This is a genomic window from Methylopila jiangsuensis (assembly GCF_027922305.1).
Lineage (GTDB): Bacteria > Pseudomonadota > Alphaproteobacteria > Rhizobiales > Methylopilaceae > Methylopila > Methylopila jiangsuensis.
Genome location: NZ_BSFK01000011.1, coordinates 1 through 202, shown reverse-complemented (window position 1 = coordinate 202; position 202 = coordinate 1). Strand labels below are relative to the sequence as shown.

General features: G+C 40.6%; 1 protein-coding gene. It reads left to right on the top strand.

Annotated elements, in window-relative coordinates; genetic code table 11:
* The coding region (locus PKE85_RS17660) for a reverse transcriptase domain-containing protein (RefSeq protein WP_271205006.1) at positions 1 to 202 on the top strand (202 nt) is incomplete at both ends.

Here is a 202-nt window from a genome sequence, read left to right as displayed (position 1 = left end):
CACAAGCTGGAATCAAGATTGCCAGGAGAAATATCAATAACCTCAGATATGCAGATGACACCACCCTTATGGCAGAAAGTGAAGAGGAACTAAAAAGCCTCTTGATGAAAGTGAAAGAGGAGAGTGAAAAAGTTGGCTTAAAGCTCAACATTCAGAAAACTAAGATCATGGCATCTGGTCCCATCACTTCATGGGAAATAGA